At 70.5% G+C, this 19,646-nt stretch carries 17 protein-coding genes and 1 pseudogene; 9 read left to right on the plus strand and 9 right to left on the minus strand.

Annotated features, from left to right (window positions below):
- Window positions 1-11: 11 nt before the first annotated feature.
- The 3 genes from OG990_RS06865 to OG990_RS06875 all read right to left on the minus strand — a co-directional run bounded on the left by OG990_RS06865 (window position 12) and on the right by OG990_RS06875 (window position 4,050).
- Window positions 12-1,928 carry a glycerophosphodiester phosphodiesterase family protein gene (locus tag OG990_RS06865; protein WP_406079426.1) on the minus strand — a complete coding sequence of 639 codons (1,917 nt, stop codon included), beginning with the start codon at window positions 1,926-1,928 and terminating at the stop codon, window positions 12-14.
- 193 nt (window positions 1,929-2,121) lie between these two features.
- On the minus strand, window positions 2,122-2,670 hold the full coding sequence (locus tag OG990_RS06870) for a DUF1062 domain-containing protein (RefSeq protein WP_355604064.1): 549 nt from the start codon (window positions 2,668-2,670) through the stop codon (window positions 2,122-2,124).
- 273 nt (window positions 2,671-2,943) lie between these two features.
- Window positions 2,944-4,050, minus strand: coding sequence for an ROK family protein (locus OG990_RS06875; RefSeq protein WP_406079427.1), 1,107 nt, complete (start codon window positions 4,048-4,050; stop codon window positions 2,944-2,946).
- Between the two features lie 42 nt (window positions 4,051-4,092).
- Between OG990_RS06875 and OG990_RS06880 the strand changes: the two genes are divergently transcribed.
- Both OG990_RS06880 and OG990_RS06885 read left to right on the plus strand, forming a co-directional pair.
- The gene (locus tag OG990_RS06880; protein WP_406079428.1) at window positions 4,093-5,325 is read left to right on the plus strand and encodes an MFS transporter; all 1,233 of its coding nucleotides are present in this window, start codon (window positions 4,093-4,095) and stop codon (window positions 5,323-5,325) included.
- Between the two features lie 58 nt (window positions 5,326-5,383).
- Window positions 5,384-6,163: an ABC transporter permease gene (locus OG990_RS06885; protein ID WP_406079429.1), complete on the plus strand. Its 780-nt coding sequence runs from the start codon at window positions 5,384-5,386 to the stop codon at window positions 6,161-6,163.
- Window positions 6,164-6,181: 18 nt separating this feature from the next.
- Here OG990_RS06885 and katG read toward each other — a convergent pair whose 3' ends face one another.
- The 3 genes from katG to tnpB all read right to left on the minus strand — a co-directional run bounded on the left by katG (window position 6,182) and on the right by tnpB (window position 10,699).
- The gene (katG, locus tag OG990_RS06890) at window positions 6,182-8,422 is read right to left on the minus strand and encodes a catalase/peroxidase HPI (protein WP_406079430.1); all 2,241 of its coding nucleotides are present in this window, start codon (window positions 8,420-8,422) and stop codon (window positions 6,182-6,184) included.
- Window positions 8,358-8,828, minus strand: coding sequence for a Fur family transcriptional regulator (locus OG990_RS06895; protein WP_406079431.1), 471 nt, complete (start codon window positions 8,826-8,828; stop codon window positions 8,358-8,360). Before OG990_RS06895 ends, katG begins: the two co-directional genes overlap by 65 nt.
- 485 nt (window positions 8,829-9,313) lie before the next feature.
- Window positions 9,314-10,699, minus strand: a complete 1,386-nt coding sequence (tnpB, locus tag OG990_RS06900; protein WP_406079432.1) for an IS607 family element RNA-guided endonuclease TnpB — start codon at window positions 10,697-10,699, stop codon at window positions 9,314-9,316.
- Window positions 10,700-10,917: 218 nt separating this feature from the next.
- On the opposite strand from tnpB, the pseudogene OG990_RS06905 reads away from it, so the two are divergent.
- A pseudogene (locus OG990_RS06905) lies at window positions 10,918-11,457 on the plus strand (ThuA domain-containing protein); the annotation flags it as partial.
- A 105-nt stretch (window positions 11,458-11,562) separates the two neighbouring features.
- Window positions 11,563-12,636 carry a hypothetical protein gene (locus tag OG990_RS06910; RefSeq protein ID WP_406079433.1) on the plus strand — a complete coding sequence of 358 codons (1,074 nt, stop codon included), beginning with the start codon at window positions 11,563-11,565 and terminating at the stop codon, window positions 12,634-12,636.
- A 46-nt stretch (window positions 12,637-12,682) separates the two neighbouring features.
- Here the strand turns inward: OG990_RS06910 and OG990_RS06915 are convergent, their stop codons facing one another.
- Window positions 12,683-13,147 (minus strand): septum formation initiator, encoded by a 465-nt coding sequence (locus OG990_RS06915; protein ID WP_406079434.1) that lies wholly within the window; start codon window positions 13,145-13,147, stop codon window positions 12,683-12,685.
- 102 nt (window positions 13,148-13,249) lie between these two features.
- Between OG990_RS06915 and OG990_RS06920 the strand changes: the two genes are divergently transcribed.
- From OG990_RS06920 to OG990_RS06930, 3 genes are all read left to right on the plus strand, one after another.
- Complete coding sequence (locus OG990_RS06920; RefSeq protein WP_386983018.1) at window positions 13,250-13,945, plus strand: response regulator transcription factor; 696 nt, start codon at window positions 13,250-13,252, stop codon at window positions 13,943-13,945.
- Window positions 13,942-15,273 carry an ATP-binding protein gene (locus OG990_RS06925; RefSeq protein WP_406079435.1) on the plus strand — a complete coding sequence of 444 codons (1,332 nt, stop codon included), beginning with the start codon at window positions 13,942-13,944 and terminating at the stop codon, window positions 15,271-15,273. The genes OG990_RS06920 and OG990_RS06925 overlap by 4 nt, the downstream gene beginning before the upstream one ends.
- Before the next feature lie 74 nt (window positions 15,274-15,347).
- On the plus strand, window positions 15,348-15,869 hold the full coding sequence (locus OG990_RS06930) for a PepSY domain-containing protein (protein WP_406079436.1): 522 nt from the start codon (window positions 15,348-15,350) through the stop codon (window positions 15,867-15,869).
- 61 nt (window positions 15,870-15,930) lie between these two features.
- Here OG990_RS06930 and OG990_RS06935 read toward each other — a convergent pair whose 3' ends face one another.
- Window positions 15,931-17,826 (minus strand): ABC transporter ATP-binding protein, encoded by a 1,896-nt coding sequence (locus tag OG990_RS06935; RefSeq protein WP_406079437.1) that lies wholly within the window; start codon window positions 17,824-17,826, stop codon window positions 15,931-15,933.
- A gap of 98 nt (window positions 17,827-17,924) precedes the next feature.
- Between OG990_RS06935 and OG990_RS06940 the strand changes: the two genes are divergently transcribed.
- Together OG990_RS06940 and OG990_RS06945 are read left to right on the plus strand one after the other, a co-directional pair.
- Window positions 17,925-18,476: a DUF5872 domain-containing protein gene (locus tag OG990_RS06940; protein WP_406079438.1), complete on the plus strand. Its 552-nt coding sequence runs from the start codon at window positions 17,925-17,927 to the stop codon at window positions 18,474-18,476.
- Between the two features lie 121 nt (window positions 18,477-18,597).
- A complete protein-coding gene (locus tag OG990_RS06945) occupies window positions 18,598-19,194 on the plus strand; it encodes a hypothetical protein (protein WP_406079439.1) in 597 nt (198 codons plus the stop codon).
- Between the two features lie 45 nt (window positions 19,195-19,239).
- Here OG990_RS06945 and OG990_RS06950 read toward each other — a convergent pair whose 3' ends face one another.
- Window positions 19,240-19,578 (minus strand): DapH/DapD/GlmU-related protein, encoded by a 339-nt coding sequence (locus OG990_RS06950; RefSeq protein WP_386983006.1) that lies wholly within the window; start codon window positions 19,576-19,578, stop codon window positions 19,240-19,242.
- Window positions 19,579-19,646 lie beyond the last annotated feature (68 nt).

The raw sequence follows: 19,646 nt of genomic DNA on the forward strand, positions 1-19,646 counted from the left end.
GTGGCGACGGGCTACTTCAGGGCGAGGGTCCGAGCGTCGGCGGCGATGACACTGGCCACCTCGGCCGGTACCAGCTTGCCGGCCTGCCGGTCGACGTAGGTGGCCAACTGGGCGTACTGGGCGTGGGCCAGCTTGGTCGTCATCGCGGTGATGGCAGCCGGCTCCGCGCCGGAGGTGAGGATCAGGTAGCCGAGCCCGGCCTGGCTCACCGTCACGGTGAACGTGCTGGTCGCGGTCGCGGTGCCCTCGGGCCCGGTCACCTCGGTGCGGACGGTGTGCCTACCCGCGGTCAGCTTGACCAGGTCGAGCGTGCGCCCGGCGGCCGACTTCCCGCCGTCGACCGTGACGGTGACGGTGTCCGCGTTGGTCGCGGCGACCGCGATCACGGGGGACTGGGCCCGGTCGAGCCGTGCCCCGTCGGCCGGCGACGTGATCTCCACGGTCGGGTCGGCGGAAGGCCGCTGCATGAACGCCGAGTTCCAGCCGACCAGTTCGGATGCGCGGTTGGTGATGACCGCATCGGTGCCGATCCGCTCCAACCGTTGCCACAGGCCGGCGGAGTCCATCGTCCAGGCCATCACTGCCACCCCGGCGGCGTGCAACGGCGCGACGATCTCCGGCTTGGCCAGCAGCGCGTTGCCGTCCGGGTTGTACGCGGTCAGGTGCAGCTCCTTCGAGATCGCCACCGGGTCGGCGTCGAGGCTGCTGCGCAGCAGGCCGAGCGGCAGTTCGGGGGCGAGTTCGTAGGTGTACCGGAGCGCGTCGACCTCGAAGCTCTGGATGAAGACCCGGCCCATCATCTGCTCGTCCCGGATCACCTGGATGATCGTCGCGACCTCGTCCTTCGTGTGCTTGCCCTTGATCTCCACGAGCAGGTTGCCGCCCCGGGTACGCAGGTCGGCGAGCTGCTCGGCCAGGGTGGGCACCCGCTCACCAAGGTAATGCGGGCCGAACCACGAACCGGCGTCGAGCGCCTTGATCTGCGCGGCGGTCAGGTCGCGGATGGCGCCGGTCCCGTCGGTGGTCCGGTCGACCGTGCCGTCGTGCAGGATGAACGGGACGCCGTCCTTGCTCGGCTGGACGTCGTTCTCGATCCAGTCGGCGCCGCCCCTGCGCGCGATCTCCTGCGCGACCAGGGTGTTCTCCGGTGCGGCGGCGGACGCGCCGCGGTGCGCGATCACGGTGAACGGGCTGCCCTCGGGGCGGATGTAGCCGTTCGGGGGCAGTTCGGTGACGATGACGTCGTCGTACGAGACGGTGGCGCCGTTGACGAAGAGCGCCTGAACGCCGTCGGTGGAGCGCTGGAGGCTGTTCGTACGCATCGCCTCTCGCCCGTCGAAGATCCAGCGGGCCTGGTTGCCGTGTACCTCGACGGCGACGCGGACCTCCCGACCGGTGCCGGCGGCGTACGGGGCGGAGGCGGTGTTCGTCACCACCCAGGCGTTGGCCGTGGTCCGCTGGGCGAACTCGAGACCGTTGGCGGCGGTCGTGCCACTGCGCATGGTGGCGATCCACCACGGGGTGGCGCCGTCGGCCGGGATGTCGATGCCGAGCGAGGCCCAGCGGGTGGCGGCGGAGACCGACTCGAAACGCATGGTCGCCTCGAGCCGGAAGTCGTTCAGGTGCCGACCAAAAGTGATCTTGTTGTTCGCGCCCGAGCTGGCGGAGGTTCCGTACAGGCGGCCGTTCTCGACCTTCCAGGCGCCGTCGATCGCCTTCCAACCGGCGGGAAGTGACCCGGAGTTGAAGTTCTCCGAGACGACGACGCTGCCCGGCTCGGCGGTGGCGGGCGAGGAGGTGGCGACGGCCACCGCGACGGCCGCGCCGGTGACGGCGAGCGCGGCGATGACGGCGGCGGCCCGGGTACGTGTCGCGACGAACCTCGTCGCGGCACGGCCGAGCGGCGATGATGCGGGAAGGACAGTCATGCTCGGAACGGTAGGAAGCACACCCGAACTCATGATCGATTGAGCGTGGCCACCGCCGGAACGCTGGGTGTACGGCCCTCCGGCGCGTCCACGAGGGACGGAGCTGCCAGCCACGTGTCGACGCGCGAAGGCCCGCTGCCGCACGGGCCTGTCCGGCGGATATGCCGGACAGGCCCGTGGTCCCGAGGAGGGGTCAGCGCTTGAGCGTGAAGGTGAAGTCGCCGGAGAGCTTGCCGCTCAGCCGGACTGCCGAGACGAGTCTTTCCTCCTTGATCAGTCTCTCGACCTCGGCCCTCGAAAGACCGCACCCTTCAGCGATCAGTCGCACCGGCCGGACAGGGATCCGCGCCGCAAAGCGGACCGAGACGTCGATCACCTCGCGGTCCAGGTGATCCGATCCGCCGGTGTCGAGGCGCCAGGCATTGTCCCAGTCGAGGGCGATGCGATTACGGCGCTGCACGACCGGATCCTGGAGCAGCTCAGCTGCCAGGCCAGGGTCGTTGTCATGCAGCCGGTCCAGCAGCTCAGGTCGTATGGAGCGCACAGTCGACCGCTCCAGGACCGTGAGCTTTGCCGTTGCCCCGCAACCGGTACAGAGCGCGAGGAGCCAGACGTCGATGAGTTTGTGGTTGGCGTTGACGCGAAATTTACCGCTCGCCCGGAAGAGCTCGGACGCGCACGCGTGGCAACGGCGGCGAACGAGCGGCAGGCAGGTGGGCACGACCACCCAGTTTTTGAGCACAGAAGTACACCGGTTTCAGTGAGAAGTCCGCAGCAAAAAGGAGCGCGGCGCACATGCGCGACGCGCGACAAATCAGCGCTCGGGAGGTCTCACAGGGTGTACAACGGCACGTCCTTGCCTAGACGGCTTGGTTGCGCAGCACGGTAATGGCGCACAGCGGCGTTGCACCACTGGTATTTCGAGCGCCTCACCGCCGGCTTGCATCCGGCGGAACATGGACGAAGCCAGAGCCAGATCGCGGCGACGGTGACGGTGCCGTGGAAGACGTGGGCCCTAGGCGTGCGGCTGGAGTTGGGCGAGACCCGGAATGCCGTAGTGCTCGTCGAGGACCTGCATGGCAGCGCCCGCGGCCATCACGTCCGCGCCCAGGCTCGACAGCGTGACGTCCGTGGTGAGCCAGTCCGCGCGTCGCACGTCCGCATGGACGGCCTTCTCGACCGCGGCGAGGTAGACCTCCGCGTGCCGCAGCAGGTCTGCGCCCGCCAGCACCACGTGGGCGAGGTCGAGTGTCTGGAGCAGGTTGACGACGCCGACGGCCAGGACGCGGGCCGCGCGTGGGATGTCGCCAGCCTCGGCGGCGTGGCTGTGGACGATCTCCAGGCATCCGTGCCGCCCGCAGACGCAGAGCGGCCCGTCCAGATCGACGACGGTGTGGCCGAACTCTCCGGCGTTGGTGTGTGCGCCGCGGTGGGCGGCGCCGCCCAGCCAGAAGCCTCCGCCGATGCCTGACTCGATCATGATGAGGGCCGCGTCGCCGAACTTTCCGCCGTGCCGCCATGCCTCCGCCGTGATCCCCGCGGTGACCTCCTTGTCGAGATGCACCGGTAGGCCGAGGTGCGCCTCCGCGATCTCGCGCAGCGGTACGTCGTGCCAGTGCCGCAGGCCGTGCGCGTCCCGGACCAGGCCATTCTCGTGGTCCAGTGGGCCGATCATGCCGATGCCCACGCCGGTCAGCCGGTCACGGAGACTGTCGATGCCGGTGATCGCGTCGATGCCGGACTTCAACGCGTCCAGAAGCTGCGCCGGGGTGAAGTCGCTGGGCAGCGGTCTGACCGCCGAGTGGTGCACGGTGCCGGCAAGGTCGACCAGGACCAGCCGAAGGGTCCGCCGGGCGACGTGGGCGCCGATCGCGTACCGGCTGTCGGGGACCAACTCGTAGACGACCGCGGGCTTGCCGATGCCCGGGCGGCGGACGCCGGCGGAACGGATCAGGCCGTCGGCGACCAGGCGGGCGATGACCTTGGAGACTGCCTGCGGTGTCAGGCCGGTGGCGTTGACGATGGTCGACCGTTCGAACGTGCGCACGGTGCGCCCCACGGCCATGACGAGCGCCTGGTTGTAGCCGCGAAGGAACGTCACGTCGGCAGTGGTGCGAATCATCTCACCACCATATTACGCAACGCTGTTGCTAAATTCTCTCCCATGAACGGATTGAGCAGAGGTCGGCGCCTGGCGGCGGTGGCGGCCCTGGCGCTGGGTGGCGTCGCGGTCGGCTTGACGGAGTTCGTGGCGATGGGCCTGCTGCCCGAGATCGCGCGCGGCCTGCTCCCCGAGCAGTACGCCCAGTCGTCGTCGGGCGCGGTGGCCCGGGGTGGCTGGATGATCACCGCGTACGCGCTCGGCGTGGTCGTGGGCGCTCCCCTGATCGCCGTGCTGAGCGCGCGCGTACCCCGCAAGAAGCTCGTGCTCGGTCTGCTCGTCCTCTTCACCGTCGGCACGATCGCGTCCGCGATCGCCCCGACGTTCGGCCTGGTGCTGGTGGCGCGGTTCGTCGCGGCGCTGCCGCACGGCGCGTACTTCGGAGCGGCCGGCCTGCTCGCGGCGGCCCTGATGGGCCCCGGCAGAGAGGCCCGTGGCTTCGCCACGGTGCTCAGCGGCTTGACCGCGGCCAACGTGGTCGGCGTACCGCTGATCACCCGGCTCGGGCAGGCGGCCGGGTGGCGCACGGCCTATCTGGTGATCGCCGGAGTCTTCCTGCTCACCCTGCTGGCGGTGGTGGCGGTCGTCCCAGAGATCGCCGCCGCGGTGGACGGCTCGCCGGCCGCCGAACTCGGGGCGCTGCGGACCTCGCAGGTCTGGCTGGTCGCGGCAACGGGGGCGGTCGGCTTCGCCGGATTCTTCGCGGTCAACACCTACATCGCCCCGGTCACCACCGACGTTGCCGGCCTCTCGACCACGACGGTGCCGTGGGCGCTGGTGGCGGTGGGTCTCGGCATGACCGTCGGCAATGCCCTGGGCGGCTGGCTCGCCGACCGGGACCTGCGCCGGAGCATGATGGTCGGCTTCATCGCGATGATCGTGAGCATTGCCGCGTTCAGCCTCATGGCGTCGACGCAGGTCGGCCTGTTCGTGGGTGCGTTCCTGGTCGGCGCGACCAGTCTCTTCCTCGGCCCGGTCCTGCAGGCGCGCCTGATCACGGTCGCCCCCGGAGCCCAGCTGATGGGTGCGGCGATGAACCAGTCGGCCATGAACATCGCGAACAGCCTGGGCGCTGCCCTGGGCAGCGTCGCCATCGCCGCCGGGCTCGGCTACCTCGCGCCGGCCCGGGTGGGCGTGGTCCTGGCGGTCCTCGGGCTGGGCCTGGCTGCCGCCAGCTTCGCGGCAGAGCGACGTTCACGGGACCCGAAGCCGGAGCCGGTCGCCGTCGCGAGCTGAACCATGCAACGGACAGCGCGGCATGGTGATCGCCGATCAACGGCGGAAGACTGAACCCATGTCCTCGACGATGCTGGTGGTCGGCCCGAAGCTTGGCGTGGCGCTGGTGGTGTTGACCCTCGTGGCGGCGGTCGTCGTGACGGTGGGGGAGTTGGGTCACGGCCGGCAGGTCATGGTCGCCGCCGTCCGTGCCGCGATCCAGCTGGGCGCCGTGTCGCTGCTGATCGCGGCCATCGTGGCGTCACTGTGGGCCACGGCCGCGTTCGTGGCCCTGATGTGCGCGGTGGCCACGGCCACCTCCGGCCGACGTGTCACGGGCGGCCGGCGGGGTTGGTGGGCCGGTGCGCCGATCGTCGTGGGCAGCATGCTGGTGGTGGTGGGGCTGCTGTTGGCGGGTCTGGTGCCGCTGCGCGGTATCGCGATCATTCCGATCGCGGGAATCCTGATTGGCGGGGCGATGACGGCGACCTCGCTGGCCGGCCGCCGGGCGCTGGACGAGCTGACCAGTCGGCGCGGTGAGGTGGAGGCCGGCCTGGCTCTGGGTCTGCTGCCCCGGGACGCGGTGTTGCTGGTGTGCCGTCCGGCGGCCGGCCAGGCACTGGTGCCGGCACTGGACCAGACCCGGACGGTGGGCCTGGTGACCCTGCCCGGCGCGTTCGTCGGGATGCTGCTCGGCGGGGCGAGCCCGCTCGCCGCCGGGGTGACGCAGCTGGTCGTGCTCGTCGGACTGCTCGCCGTGGAGGCCGTCGCCGTCGTCCTCACCGTCGAACTGGTCGCCCGCGCCCTGCTCCGACCCACCGCGCCAGGGCAGGGGCGAGGGCCCCGGTCTCGCTCGTAGGAGCCGGGGCCCATTCCGTCAGGCGATGTCGTACCGGTCCAGGTTCATGACCTTGGCCCACGCCGCGACGAAGTCCCGGACGAACTTGTCCTGCCCGTCGCCACTGCCGTAGACCTCCGCGATGGCGCGGAGCTGGGAGTTCGCCCCGAAGACGAGGTCGACGGCGGTGGCCGTCCACCTGACCTCGCCCGTGGTGCGATCCCGACCCTCGTAGACGTTCTCGGTCGAGGTGGCTGCCTGCCACTCCGTGCCAATGTCGAGCAGGTTCACGAAGAAGTCGTTCGTCAACGTCTGGGGCCGGTGGGTGAGGACGCCGTGGCCTGTCTGTCCCACGTTGGCGTTCAGGGCCCGCATGCCGCCGATCAGGACCGTCATCTCCGGAGCCGTCAGCGCCAGCAGGTTGGCCCGGTCCAGCAGCAGGGTCTCCGGCGACAGTTTCTGTCCGGCTCGCAGGTAGTTGCGGAAGCCGTCCGCCGTCGGCTCGAGCACGGTGAACGACTCCACGTCGGTCTGCTCCTGGGAGGCGTCCGTGCGCCCCGGTGCGAACGGGACCGTGACGTCGTGCCCGGCGGTCCTGGCGGCCTGCTCGACGGCCGCGCACCCGCCGAGGACGATCAGGTCGGCAAGCGAGACCTTCTTCCCACCGGACTGCGACTTGTTGAATTCCTGCTGGATCCGCTCCAGCGTCTGCAGCACCGTGGCGAGCTGGGCCGGTTCGTTGACCTCCCAGTTCTTCTGCGGCTCCAGGCGGATCCGCGCCCCGTTGGCCCCGCCACGCAGGTCGGTGCCCCGGAAGCTCGCGGCCGACGCCCACGCCGTCTGGGCGAGCTGGGAGATGGTCAGTCCCGATGCGAGGAGCGTGTCCTTGAGGGCCGCGATGTCCCCGTCCCCGATCAGCTCGTGATCGACCGGCGGGACGGGGTCCTGCCACAGTTGCGGCTCCGGGACCCACGGGCCCAGGTAGCGCGAAACCGGTCCCATGTCGCGATGCAACAGCTTGTACCAGGCCCTGGCGAACGCGTCCGCTAGCTGATCCGGGTTCTCCAGGAAGCGCCGGGAGATCTGCTCGTACGTGGGATCGGCGCGCAGCGCGAGGTCCGTCGTCGCCATCATCGGCGCGTACCTGACCGAGGGGTCGTGGGCGGCGGGCACGGCCTGCGCACCGGCGCCGTCCTTCGGACGCCACTGCTTCGCGCCGGCGGGGCTCTCGGTGACCTCCCACTCGAAGCCGAACAGGGTCTCGAAGAAGCTGTTGTCCCAGGTGATCGGGGTGGGTGTCCACGCACCCTCGAGCCCGCTGGTGATCGTGTCCTTGCCCTTGCCGCTGCCGAAGGTGTTCCGCCAGCCGAGGCCGTTGGCCTCGACCGGGCAGCCCTCTGGCTCGGGACCGAGGTACTCGGCGGGGGCGGCGCCGTGGGTCTTGCCGAAGGTGTGCCCCCCGGCGATGAGGGCGACGGTCTCCTCGTCGTTCATCGCCATCCGGCGGAAGGTCTCGCGGATGTCCCGTGCCGAGGCCCGTGGGTCCGGAGTGCCGTTGGGCCCCTCCGGGTTCACGTAGATCAGCCCCATCTGTACGGCGCCGAGACGGCCGGCGAGCTCCCGGTCGCCGCTGTAGCGCTCGTCGCCGAGCCAGGTGTCCTCGGGCCCCCAGAAGATCTCCTCGGGCTCCCAGATGTCGTGGCGCCCGAAGCCGAAGCCGAACGTCTTGAACCCCATCGACTCCAGCGCACAGTTGCCGGTGAAGACCAGGAGGTCGGCCCAGGAGATCTTCCGGCCGTACTTCTGCTTGACCGGCCAGAGCAGTCTGCGCGCCTTGTCGAGGTTCACGTTGTCGGGCCAACTGTTCAGCGGGGCGAAGCGTTGGGCGCCATCGCCACCACCGCCGCGACCGTCCTCGATGCGGTAGGTGCCGGCGGAGTGCCAGCTCATCCGGATGAAGAGCGGCCCGTAGTGGCCGTAGTCGGCCGGCCACCAGTCCTGCGACGTCGTCATCACCTCGATGATGTCCCGCTTCAGTGCGTCGACGTCGAGGGTCTTGAACTCTTCGGCGTAGCTGAAGGACTCGCCCATGGGGTCGGCCCGGGGTGAGTGCTGATGGAGAACCTGCAGGTTCAGCTGATTCGGCCACCAGTCCTGGTTGCTCCTCGGCCGACTCGGCTTCGGAGTCGGGGCGGGGATTGCGGGGTTCTCGCTCTCAGACACGTCGGTCCTTCTCCTGTCGATCTCTCGTTCTGTCACTGGTGGCTGGTGCCGCGACACACGCTGGACAAGCTCCCCGGTAGGTGACCTCGGCCTCGTCGATCGAGAAGCCCTGGTTGTCGGACGCGGTCAGGCAGGGAGTCCCGCCGACCGCGCAGTCGACGTCGGCGATGGCGCCGCACGACCGGCATACGACGTGATGGTGGTTGTCCCCGACCCGCGACTCGTAGCGGGCCACAGAGCCGGAAGGCTGGATGCGCCGCACCAGGCCAGCGGCCGTCAGCGCACGCAGCACGTCGTACACGGCCTGATGGGACACCTCGGGAAGCTCTCTGCGTACGGCACTGAAGATCGAGACCGTGTCGGCGTGCGGACGTGCGTGCACCGCGGTCAGCACCGCCATTCGCGGACGAGTCACGCGGAGCGCGGCCCCGCGCAGCATGAGATCGAAGTCCGAGATGGCCATGGTGCGTATTATGACCCATTATGTTCTTGAATGCATCAAGAATCCGATGCCGCGCGGCGGCCTGCGCGTGGCGGACGGTGGGCCGGAAAACCGTAATCTGATCTCGCCTGCTGGAGTCTGTCCTGAGGTGCGGAGATAGCGCTCTCACGATGGTGGGAGAGTGCTTGACGCGCCCGTGATCCAGCCGCAACGATGCATTTGTATGTCTTGTGCTCGCGGCGGCGAACGGCACGCCGGGCGACCGCAACCATGCTCGGCACCACCACCTGCCCACCACCAGGCGTGATCGGCGCACGCCGTTCCCCGCACCGCGAAAGACCTAGCGTGCGCAGATCCCTGAGATCGTGGCTCGGCGCCGTGCTGAGCGCGATCCTCGTGGTGGGCGGCATAGTCGCCGTGCCACCGACGGCCAGCGCCGCACCGTTCACCGTGCTGGTGTTCAGCAAGACCGCCGGATTCCGACACGGATCCATCACCGTTACCTCTCAGTGCGCTCTGGCGAGCGGTCGAGGGGTAGTCCCGCCTTGCGGTGGGACGGTCCCGGTGTTACCCGCCGTGGCGGTGCCGGGTAGACGTTTCACGGCCACCGGCCCCGCGGGCGGGGTCTTACGGTCGGCTCGGCGTCCGTTTAGCGACTCCCGGCCACTCCGGTCGTCGATGGCCTCGCGCGCGAGGGCGGCGAGGTTGATCGCGGCGTTCAGGTCCCGGTCGAGGGTCAGGCCGCAGGTGGTGCAGGTGTAGGTCCGCTCGGACAGGGCCAGCTTGGTTGTCACCGTGCCGCAGCCGGAGCAGGTCTTGCTGGACGGGAACCAGCGGTCGGCCACGATCAGCCGCCCACCGTTCCATTCGGTCTTGTGGGCCAGGTGTCGACGGAGTTCGGCGAAGCCGGCGTCGGCGATGTGCCGGGCCAGCCGCCGGTTACGCAGCATCCCCGCCACGTGCAGGTCCTCGACCACGATCGTGGCGTGCTCGCGGGCGAGGCGGGTGGTGAGGTGGTGCAGGCCGTCGCGGCGCAGGTTCACGACCCGGGCGTGCGCCCGGGCCAGCCGATGGCTGGCCCGCTCCCACCGGTTCGACGCGTCGCGCCCGACACGCCAGTCCGGGCCGATCCGGCGCGACACCGTACGGGCCAGCCGGCGCATCCGCCGGGTAACCGCGACGAGGTGACGGGGGTTGGGTATCTGCTCGCCGGTGGACAGCACCGCCAGGTGCGTCACCCCGAGATCCACCCCGACGACAGAGTTCGGTCGGGTCGGGGTGCGCGCAGCCCGAACGACCTCGCAGGTGAACGACACATACCAGCGGCCGCCCTCGCGGCGCACCGTCGCCGAGAGGATCCGCGCAGTGCCGGCCTCCAACCGACGCGCCAGCTTGCGGGCCGACTCGTGCACCTTCAACCGACCCAGGCGCGGCAACACGACATGTTTGCGGTCCGGCTCGACGCGGATGCTGCCGGTGGTAAACCGCACCGACGGTGTCGTTCGCCGGCGGGTCTTACGCCGAGGAAACCCCACCTTGTGGCCCTTGCGTATGCCGCAGCGGGAATCCGACCAATTCTTCAAACCACGCGCCAGCGCATCGAGACCGGTGTTGAACGCCTCCTTCGAGTACTCCCGCCACCACGGCGCCACCTCATCCTTCACGGCATTCCACGCCTTACGCAACGCCGGCAACGACCAGCCGATCGACGGGGTCAGATACTCCTCAGCGACACCGTACGACCGCTCCGCCGCCCGCTGACCCATCACCGCCCTGACATGGTCCAGGGCCCAGTTGTGCGCCGTGCGCGCCGCCCCCGCATGCCCCAACACCGCCCGCTCCTGACCAGGAGTCAAGTCCAGCGCAAAGCGGTACGCCTGCAACGTCTTCACACCCCACCACCGGGGTCAGTGACGGCGTCGAAAGCCCGGCGGGCACCGTTCGCGCCAGCGCCACACCAAACCCGCCGCGCGCCGACCGCGTACCGCCGCCGCGCGGGTCACACACGCAACGCCCTGCGACGCCGCCCACTCCTCCACGTTCACCCCAGCAATCTAGAGGCCCGAAAGAGCGCTAGAGGTGACCGACACGGCACCTGCTGGTAACCCCCGGCATCACCGCCATCCAGCAACTCGGCGCCGCCAACGGGTTCACCGTCGAGACCACCGAGGACTCGGCCCAGTTCACCGACGCCAACCTGGACCGGTTCGGCGCGGTGATCTGGCTGTCCACCACCGGCGACGTGCTCAACGCCGCCCAGCAGGCCGCGTTCGAGCGCTACATCCAGGGCGGTGGCGGGTACGTGGGCGTGCACGCCGCCTCCGACACCGAGTACGACTGGCCCTGGTACGGCGGGCTGATCGGGGCGTACTTCGCCTCGCACCCGGCCGACCAGACCGCCACCATCAAGGTCGCCGACCAGGTGCACCCCTCCACCGTGACGCTGTCGCAGCGGTGGAGCAAGCTGGACGAGTGGTACAACTACCGCGCCAACCCGCGGGGCAACGTGCACGTGCTGGCCACCCTGGACGAGAGCACCTACACCGGCGGGAGCATGGGGTCCGACCACCCGATCTCCTGGTGTCAGAACTACTCCGGCGGCCGGTCCTGGTACACCGGCCTCGGCCACACCGACTCGTCGTACACCGATGGGGGCGCGTCGGCTCGCGGATGAGGTCGCCCGCCTGCGACACAACGCTGACGCCGCCAGCGTGCGGCTGCGCCGTGGCGGCCTGCGGATCGAGGGGGGCACGGCGTGAGCAGCGACGACCTGGAGCGTCGATACCGGCGGCTGCTGGCCGTCTATCCGTGGGAGCACCGTCGAGCGTACGAGGACGAGATGCTGGCTGTGCTCGTCGCCGGCGCTCGACCGGGCCAGCGGCGGCCCTCCGCCGGTGACGTGCTGAATCTGGTCGGCGCCGGGCTTCGGGCTCGGCTGCGGGTGGGCGCACGGGGGTTCACCGAGTCGGCTTGGGCGGACGCGGCGGCGGTAACGGGCCTGCTGATCGGGCTTGTCCTGCTCGCTCTTGCCGGGAGATCGCTGCTCGACCAGAGCACCCGGGATCCGAATCTGCCGCCGGGGTTCCGGCCCGGCAGCCCCGACCTGGTCGACTGGCTGCAGGTGGCCGGCTGGGCGGGTGTCTGCGTGGCCGCGCTGGTCGGGTTGCGCTGGATTGCCGCCGCGCTGGCCTGGGCTGGCGTGATCGGCTGGGGCGTGCTGGTCGCCCCGCAGGCCGACGGCAATCCGACGTACGTGGTGGACACCCTGCCGCAGTTCGCGCTCGCCGTGGTGGCGGCCGCCGCGCTGACCGTGCCAGTGCCGCGTTACCGGTTGTTCGCGCTCCTGGGCGTACGCCGGTTGGTGGCACTGCTGCTCGCGCCGGCCGCAATGGTCGCGCTGTTGGAGATCAACCGGGTGACCAGTCCCACGTTCGACCCGGTCGACGGGGCGTCCTACCAGGTCTTCTACGGCATCGAGGCCAGCAGTGAACTGGTCCTCTGGCTCTACGTCGCTGGTCTGGGGGTCGCCGCGCTGACCATGCTTGTCGCGCTGGCCACGCTCGCCCCCGGGGTACGCCGACGGATCGTCGTCATGCTCCTGCCGGTGGCGGCACTCGCCCTGGTGATCGACGGCGCTCTCGCCGGCTGGGCCACCTCCACGATGCACATGGGACACGTCATCCCCCTGGTGCCAGCGCAGTGGGCGATGCTGGTTCTCGTCCCACCGGCGACCTTCCTGGCCGGGGCACTGCTCGTCCGCCGTCGAGAGGAGACGCTGCGCATGGTCGCCCTGGGCAGGGCCGCAGATCGTGAGTGGCCAGCAGGTTAGTAGGCGCGGTGGCCCCAACCTTTCAGGGCGCCGACCTGCGGCGACGTCAGTCGTCGGCGACGGCCACCGGCTCCGAGCCGATGCAGCGCACCTTCAGCTCGTACTCGCCGGCCGACCCCTCGAACTTGACCTCGACATCGTCGTCCGGGCCCCGATCCACGTCGCGGACCCGGTAGCCCTGCGCGGGAGCCCAGGAGACGAGGCGTACCCCGCCGGCGCCGCACTCGGCCACGGCCGTGCCGCCCGCGGTGGCGAACCCCCGGCGGACCCCGGAGCTGGCGGTCGGCGCGGCGCTCGCCGCGCCCGGCGTGGACGGTGAGGCGTCTGTCGTGCTGGCGGGCGCCGGCTCCGGCGAGGCGAGTGCCCGTTCGATCTCCGCCTCGCTGCGCACCCCGCCCGGGGTTCCGGTGATGCTCTCACCCACCAGACGGATCGCGCCCAACCCGATCAGGGTGGCCACGGCGGCGGTGGCCACCCACCCGGTGGCGACGAGGATCGAACGACGGCCCATCCCCTGACTATCCCCGATCCATGGTTGTGGCCGGCACATCCGGACGCTAAGGCAGGGTTAACGCGCGCCCCGGCCCCGGCCGCAGCGGCTAGCCTGCCACCTGTGGCCCGCCTGCTGCTCATCGAGGACGACCTGACGATCCGTACGCCGCTGATCCGGGCATTACGGGAACGCGGGCACGCGGTGGCCGCCGCCTCGACCGCGATGGCCGGGCTCCGCGACGCGCTGGACGACCGGCCCGACCTCGTCGTGCTCGACCTGGGCCTGCCCGATCTGGACGGGCGGGAGCTGCTGCGGATGCTGCGCGCGGTCAGCTCGGTGCCGGTCATCGTGGCCACGGCCCGCGACGACGAGGCCGAGATCGTTCGGGTCCTCGACGCGGGCGCCGATGACTACGTGGTCAAGCCGTTCACCGCGGCACAGCTCGACGCCCGCGTCCGGGCGGTGCTCCGGCGGGGCCCTTCCGGAGCCGATGCGGCGGACCCGTCGCTCGTCGTGGGTGGGCTGCGGATCGACCCGCGCGCCCGGCAGGTCACCCTGGAGGGGGCGGCGGTGGAGTTGACGCCGCGCGAATTCGACCTGCTGCACCATCTCGCCGGTCGGCCGGGTCAGGTGGTCACCAAGCGGGAACTGCTCACCGAGGTGTGGCAGATACCGTACGGCGGCGCCGACAAGACCGTCGACGTGCATCTGTCCTGGCTGCGTCGCAAGCTGGGCGAGAGCGCCGTGCAGCCTCGCTACCTGCACACCGTACGCGGCGTCGGGGTGCGGCTGGAGGCACCGGGGGAGCAGCGGTGAGGGCGCGCCTCGCGCTGCTGGTCGCCGCGGTCAGCGTGCTCACCCTGATCGCGTTCCTGGTGCCGCTGGCACTGCTGGTCCGCACCGTCGCGGAGGACCGCGCCACGGTCCGGGCCACCGCCGACGCGCAGAGCCTGGTGCCGGTGGTCGGCACCGCCGACGCGGCGACCATCCGGCTCACCGTCGAGCAGCTCGCCGCGGAGTCCGGCCGGCCGGTGAGCGTCTTTCTGCCGGACGGCACGGTGCTCGGCGCCCAGATACCCCGTACGCCCGCCGTGGCGCTGGCCGAGCGAGGGCAGAGCCTCACCGGCGAGTCGGCGGCCGGACGGGAGGTGGTCATCGCGGTGCAGGGCAGGGCCGACGGCACCGGGGTGATCCGGACCGTGGTTCCGCGGGACGAGCTGACCAGCGGGGTGACCCGGTCCTGGCTGGTGCTGGCCCTGCTCGGAGTGGTACTGGTGCTGATCGGGCTGGCCGTCGCCGACCGGCTGGCGCGCACCCTGGTCCGGCCGATCAGCGAACTCTCCGCGGTGTCGAACCGTCTGGCGAACGCCGAGCTGGACGCCCGGGTCGTGCCGGCCGGCCCGGCGGAGCTGCGCGAGGTGGCCGGTGCGCTCAACCACCTGGCCGGTCGGATCCAGGTGCTCCTGCTGCAGGAACGTGAGCAGGTTGCCGACCTGTCGCACCGCCTGCGTACACCGTTGACGGCGCTGCGGCTGGAGGCGGAGTCGCTGCGCGACCCGGACGACGTGGCCCGGATCACCGCTGCCGCCGACGGGCTCGAACGGGCGGTCACCGGACTGATCCGGCAGGCCCGGTGGCGCCGCCCACCGGCGGGAGCGGTCACCGCGGACGCCGCGACGATCGTGGGTGACCGGGTGGCGTTCTGGTCGGTGCTGGCCGAGGACACCGGCCGTGCCGTCACCCTCGACCTGGCGCCCGGCCCGCTTCCCGTCGGTGTGCCCCCCGACGACCTGGCAGCGGCCGTGGACGCCCTGCTCGGCAACGTCTTCGCGCACACCCCCGACGGCACGCCCTTCGCCGTCCGGCTGGCCCCGGAGGCCGGGCAGGTGCTGCTCACCATCACCGACGAAGGCCCGGGGATGCCGGCCGGAGCGGTCCGGCGGGGCGCCAGCGCTGCCGGGTCGACCGGCCTCGGCCTGGACATCGCCCGACGCGCCGCGCAGGCCGGCGGCGGACGGCTGGAGCTGCGTACCGGTCCGGGAGGCGGGGCTCAGGTACTGCTCCGGCTCGGACCGCCGCTGCCGCAGCAGCGGCCGACAGACGGCGGGTCCGGGCCGGACGAGAACGGCTTAACCCGGCCTTAGCCTCCGGACAGCGCGGCACTATCCCGATCCAGCCGATCCTCAATGTCGACAACCGAGGAAAGGTGGACACCACGATGAAGCGCAACTCTCTGCTCCTGGCGTCGGTCGGCGGGGCGGCGGTGCTCGCTGTGGCCGGGGTCGCGCTCGGCGTCAGCGCCGCAGACGAATCCCGGCCGGTCGGTGGCACGGCACTCGCCGCCGCCACCGCCGACCCGACGGCCACCGACGCACCGGACGACAGCGCCACCAGCGGTACGCCCGCCGCACCGGGGGCCAGCGGTACGCCGTCGAGCGGCACCCCGTCGGGCGGCAGTTCGCCGGCGGGCGGGGCAGTCAACGAGCAGCGCGCCGGCGAGATCGCGCTCGCCAGGGCCGGCGGCGGCCGAATCGTCGAGATCGAGGCAGAGCAGGAGCACGGCCGCCCGGTCTGGAGCGTCGAGATCGTCGCCGGTGACACCGAGCACGAGGTGGACGTCGACCGGGACAACGGCACGGTGGTCAAGGCCGAGCAGGAGCCGGTCGACGACGACCACGACGACGACGATGACGACAGGTCCGGCGACGACGATGACGACAGGTCCGGCGACGACGACTGACGCCGTGTTGCCGCCGCCCACCACGGGCTCACCGTGGTGGGCGGCGGTACGAAGGCGTTTCTCAGACGGCCGCGACGGGCTCCTCCTGGGCCGCCGGCTCGTCCTGGTCGAACTGGGTGCGGTACAACTCCTGGTACCGGCCACCGGCGGCGAGTAGCTCGCTGTGTCGCCCGCGTTCGACGATGCGTCCGTCCTCGACGACGAGGATCTGGTCGGCCGCGCGGATGGTGGACAGCCGGTGCGCGATGACCACACTGGTCCGGCCGGTCAGGGCCTCGGCGAGGGCTTCCTGTACGGCGGCTTCCGACGTGGAGTCCAGGTGCGCCGTGGCCTCGTCGAGGATGACCACCCGGGGGCGGGCCAGCAGTAGCCGCGCGATGGTGAGCCGTTGCCGTTCGCCGCCCGACAGGCGGTACCCGCGCTCACCGACGACGGTGTCGAGCCCATCCGGAAGTGAGCGGATCAGGGCGTCGAGCCGGGCCCGCCGCAGTACCTCCCACATCTCCTCCTCGGTCGCGTCCGGCCGGGCGAACACCAGGTTGGCGCGGATGCTCTCGTGAAACAGGTGCCCGTCCTGGGTCACCACGCCGAGTGCCGTTCGGACCGACTCGGCCGACAGGTCGCGTACGTCGACGTCGGCGAGCTTCACCGCGCCATCCTCGACGTCGTACAGGCGCGGCACGAGTTGGGCGATCGTCGACTTGCCCGCTCCGGAGGAGCCGACGAGGGCGACCATCTGCCCCGCTTCGGCGCGGAACGACACGCCGTGCAGCACCTCCTCGCCGCCGCGCGTATCGAGCTTCGTCACATCCTCAAGGGACGCCAGCGACACCTTGTCGGCCGACGGGTACCCGAACCGTACCGCGTCGAACTCCACCGCGACCGGTCCGTCAGGGAGCGGCCGGGCGTCGGGCCTGTCGAGGATCAGCGGCTTGAGGTCGAGGATCTCGAACACCCGCTCGAAGCTCACCAGCGCGCTCATCACCTCGACCCGGGCGCTGGCCAGCGACGTCAACGGCGCGTAGAGGCGCGACAGCAGCAGCGCGAGCGCGACCACGGTGCCGGCGTCGAGGCTGCCCCGGAGGGCGTAGAGACCGCCCAGCCCGTAGACCAGGGCCAGCGCCAGCGAGCCGACGACGGTGAGCGCGGTGATGAAGACCCACTGGAGCATGGCGGCGCGGATGCCGATGTCGCGCACCCGTCGCGCCCGCGCCGCGAACTCGGCCGACTCCTCGGCCGGACGCCCGTACAGCTTGACCAGTGTCGCGCCGGGTGCCGAGAAGCGTTCGGTCATCCGGGTGCTCATGGCCGCGTTGTGCTCGGCGGCCTCGCGCTGCAACTGGGCGAGCCGCGAACCCATCCGGCGGGCCGGAAGGACGAAGATGGGCAGCAGTACGAGCGCCAGCAGTGTGATCTGCCAGGAGAAGCTGAGCATCACCGCCAGCGTCAGGAGCAGTGTGACGGCGTTGCCGACCACACCCGACAGGGTGTCGCTGAAGGCCCGCTGCGCGCCGATCACATCGTTGTTCAAACGGCTGACCAGCGCACCGGTACGGGTCCGGGTGAAGAACGCCACCGGCATGCGCTGGACGTGGTCGAAGACGGCTGTCCGCAGCTGGACGATCAGCCCCTCACCGATGCTGGCGGACAGGAACCGCGTCACCAGACCCAGGCCGGCTTCGGCCAGGGCGATCACGGCGATCAGCACCGCCAACCGGATCACGATGCTGCTGTCGGCGCCGTCGACGATCGCGTCCACCACCCGACCGGCGAGGACCGGTGCCGCCACCGTGAGGACCGCCGTCACCACGCTCAACAGCAGGAACCTGATGATCAGGGAACGGTGCGGTCGCGCGAACCGCGCGATGCGCTTCAGGGTGGCCCGGGACAGTGGTCGTTCGTCCTGCGCGTTCATCGCGTGGTGCAGGGACGTCCACGCGGTAACTTCCATGCTCATGCCGTACCTCCGCGAGCAGGTTAGAACCTCGTGTGAGGTTGAGGTCAAGCCCGGCGCGCGGGAGGCATAGGCGGTGCGGTCCCGGGTAGCTGCCGTTCATGGCGCGCTACACGAAGCCCGAACTCAGAGAGCAGATCAAGGAAGAGATCAAGGCTTCCGACAAGGGCGGCAGGCAGGGGCAGTGGTCGGCACGTAAGTCGCAGCTGCTCACGCAGGAGTACAAGAGGCGTGGCGGGGGATTCGAGGGCCCCAAGGACGAGCGGCAGAAGTCTCTGCAGCGGTGGGGAAACGAGAACTGGCAGACCAGACAGGGCGACACCCGAGCACGTCGTGGCGGTACGACGAGTCGGTACCTGCCCAAGCGTGCCTGGGAGCAGCTGTCGGATGACCAGAAGCGCGCGACCGACACCAAGAAGCGCGAGGCGTCGCGATCCGGCAAGCAGTACGTGGCGAACACCGGGCCGGCCAAGCGGGCGCGCAGGGATGCCGCGTCGACCGGACGGCTGTCGGAGCTACCGGTCGTCGAGGCGGCCAAACTCGTCCACGGCCTCGACACTCGACAGCTCAAGGCTGCCCTGCGCAACGAGCACGCCGGCAAGGCTCGCAAGACGCTCATCCAGCGGCTTCAGGCGGAACTCAACCGGCGCTGACCGCCGCTTGTCCGGGTCCCTGTTCAGGGTCGCTCGGTGGAAGACCTGAGACAGAATCAAGGGCCGTACCGGGGCTCTGCCCGGAGGCTGGAGCGGTGTCGGCGGGCAGATGATTCCCGGCATGAGACGCGCTGCATTCTTTGTGATCGCTGGCCCCGTGTGTATCGCCGCCTACGGACTGGTACGACTGTGGGGAAAGTCCGACGAGGTGTACGGCCCGGGGTTCGACTGGCAGGCCGCACATCTGCTCGGCCTCGCGGGCATGGTGTTCTTCGTACCGGCTGTCCTCGCACTCTCCCGCCTGCTGCCGCGCAGCCCTTGGCGAGTCGGGGTGGTCGTCCTGACGCTGGTCGGGCTCGCCGCCACGATGGTGCAGTTCGGCGCCGACATCGTGGAAGGGCTGATGGCCGCGGACCGGGCGGAGATGTCCGCGCTCGCCGCGGACTTCAAGGACATTCCCGGGGTCGAGGTTGCCTTCTACGACGTCGTACCCCAGTTCTTCTTCCTCGGCCTGGTCATCCTCGCGGGCATGCTGGCCGCCAAGCGGCAGCTGCGGTGGTGGAGTGCGCCACTGCTGTTCGTCGGGATCGTCCTGCCGGTAGCCACCCTTGACCTGCTCCCGCTCAGTGGTCTGTGCATGCTCGTGGCGTTGGCGCCGGCGCTACCGACCCTGCGGCAGCAGGTCGAGCAGGCCACGGCGCCCGCCGTCGTCCACTGAGCAGCCCTGGCGGACCCTAGCCGTTGTGTGGCCCCGGAGAGGTCGTCACCACCGTCGGTGCACGGTTGCCTTGTTGCCGGTCACCAGGCTTGCCGGCGGAACGTCATCGGTCACGACCGCGCCAGCGGCGACCACGGCATCACGGCCAATGCTGACGCCAGGAAGGATCGTGGCCCCGGCGCCGATCCACACGTTCTCTGCCACATCGATGGGCGCGCCGCTCAGCCACCCCCGTCGCTCCTCAGGATCGACCGGGTGACCGACAGTGATGAATGTGGCCTTCGGCCCGTTCAGGCGGGAGGTGAGCTCGGTGACCCGCAGGACCCTCTCGGCCATGGCCTGGAACCCGGCGCTGTGGATGCGCATGAGACGGTCGCTGGACACGCCACGATCCTTTCTGGTGTATCGGTGACTGGATAAAACTCACTAAGGGACGTCTCGTAACCCCGACG

Source organism: Micromonospora sp. NBC_00858 (assembly GCF_045207365.1).
GTDB lineage: Bacteria > Actinomycetota > Actinomycetes > Mycobacteriales > Micromonosporaceae > Micromonospora.

Coding starts and splice junctions, on each gene's coding strand:
- OG990_RS06945 (WP_406079439.1), top strand. CDS start 18,598: ATGAGACGCGCTGCATTCTTTGTGATCGCTGGCCCCGTGTGTATCGCC.
- OG990_RS06880 (WP_406079428.1), top strand. CDS start 4,093: ATGAACGGATTGAGCAGAGGTCGGCGCCTGGCGGCGGTGGCGGCCCTG.
- OG990_RS06885 (WP_406079429.1), top strand. CDS start 5,384: ATGTCCTCGACGATGCTGGTGGTCGGCCCGAAGCTTGGCGTGGCGCTG.
- OG990_RS06875 (WP_406079427.1), bottom strand. CDS start 4,050: ATGATTCGCACCACTGCCGACGTGACGTTCCTTCGCGGCTACAACCAG.
- OG990_RS06930 (WP_406079436.1), top strand. CDS start 15,348: ATGAAGCGCAACTCTCTGCTCCTGGCGTCGGTCGGCGGGGCGGCGGTG.
- OG990_RS06915 (WP_406079434.1), bottom strand. CDS start 13,147: ATGGGCCGTCGTTCGATCCTCGTCGCCACCGGGTGGGTGGCCACCGCC.
- OG990_RS06940 (WP_406079438.1), top strand. CDS start 17,925: ATGGCGCGCTACACGAAGCCCGAACTCAGAGAGCAGATCAAGGAAGAG.
- OG990_RS06895 (WP_406079431.1), bottom strand. CDS start 8,828: ATGGCCATCTCGGACTTCGATCTCATGCTGCGCGGGGCCGCGCTCCGC.
- OG990_RS06865 (WP_406079426.1), bottom strand. CDS start 1,928: ATGACTGTCCTTCCCGCATCATCGCCGCTCGGCCGTGCCGCGACGAGG.
- OG990_RS06935 (WP_406079437.1), bottom strand. CDS start 17,826: ATGAGCATGGAAGTTACCGCGTGGACGTCCCTGCACCACGCGATGAAC.